1 protein-coding gene is annotated in these 1,322 nt (G+C 66.6%); it reads left to right on the top strand.

The genetic code is table 11. From position 1 onward, the window contains the following. Nucleotides 1-50: 50 nt before the first annotated feature. Nucleotides 51-1,294 (top strand): IS3 family transposase gene (locus C3488_RS39635; protein ID WP_103845634.1). Its coding sequence is split into 2 segments (ribosomal slippage): nt 51-333 and nt 333-1,294, totalling 1,245 coding nucleotides; the frame shifts between segments, so codons are not numbered across the junction. The last annotated feature ends 28 nt before the right edge of the window (nt 1,295-1,322 follow it).

The raw sequence follows: 1,322 nt of genomic DNA, 5'->3' as shown, positions 1-1,322 counted from the left end.
TGAAGCGCTCCGGGTCTGATGGAGGCACGATTCCCTGAGAGGATCGAGTCATGGCCCGTCCGTCCCCTTACCCTGCCGAGCTTCGTGAGCGTGCGGTGCGCATGGTCGCTGAGGTTCGCCCCAACTATCCAACTGAGTGGGCCGCGATGAAAGCGGTCGCCGCAAAGCTGGGCATCGGTTCGGCCGAGACGGTGCGGACGTGGGTCCGCAAGGCCGAGGTCGACACTGGCCAGCGTCCCGGGGTGACTTCGGAGGAGGCCGCGGAGATCAAGCGGCTGCGGGCCGAGAATGCCGAGCTGCGCCGGGCCAACGAGATCCTCAAGGCGGCCTCGGCTTTCTTCGCGGCCGAGCTCGACCGGCCGTCGAAGCGCTCGTAGCGTTCATCGACGCCCACCGGCAGGTGTTCGGAGTCGAGCCGATCTGCAAGGTCCTGACCAGCCACGGACTGAAGATTGCGACGAGCACCTACTACGCCGCCAAGAACCGCACCCCCAGCCCGCGGTCGGTCCGCGACGCGAAGCTGAAGACGCAGATCAGCCGCGTCCACGCCGACAACTTCGGTGTCTACGGAGTGCGGAAGGTCTGGCGGCAGCTGCACCGCGAAGGCATACCTGTGGCCCGCTGCACGGTCGCCCGGCTGATGCGTGACCTTGGTCTTGAGGGTGCCCGACGCGGGAAGAAGATCCGCACAACCATCCGCGATGACGGCCATGAGCGGGCCTCTGACCTGCTCAGACGCGACTTCACCGCGTCCGGTCCGAACGAGCGGTGGGTAGCCGACTTCACCTATGTCGCAACCTGGTCCGGCATCGTCTACGTCGCCTTCGTTGTGGACGTGTTCTCCCGAGCGATCGTCGGCTGGTCGGCCGCGACCAGCAAGCGGGCCAAGCTCGTCCTCGACGCCCTCGACATGGCCTTGTGGCGCCGCGACCGGGCTGGCATTCCCGCAGGTCCCGGGCTCGTTCATCACTCGGACGCGGGCAGTCAATACACGTCTTTCGCGTTCACCGCCCACCTGCTCGAGGCCGGCATCGACGCCTCGATCGGCACCGTCGGCGACGCCCTGGACAACGCGCTCATGGAGTCCCAGATCGGCCTCTACAAGACGGAGCTGATCAAGCCCCGCAGGCCCTGGCACGGTCTGGCCGACGTCGAGCTCGGCACCGCGGAATGGGTCGACTGGTTCAACAACCAGCGCCTCCATACCGCCATCGGGGACATCCCGCCCCACGAACACGAGACCAACCACTACGCTCAACTCCAGCCCCAACCGGCGGCTGGAGTCAACGCATAGAGCCTCCACCGATCCCGGAGCGCTTCAC

Origin of the sequence: Streptomyces sp. Ru72 (assembly GCF_002920635.1) — a bacterium.
In the GTDB taxonomy this organism is placed as follows: domain Bacteria; phylum Actinomycetota; class Actinomycetes; order Streptomycetales; family Streptomycetaceae; genus Streptomyces.
The sequence above is the reverse complement of the archived record's forward strand: the minus strand, read 5'-3'. Positions and strand labels throughout refer to the sequence as shown.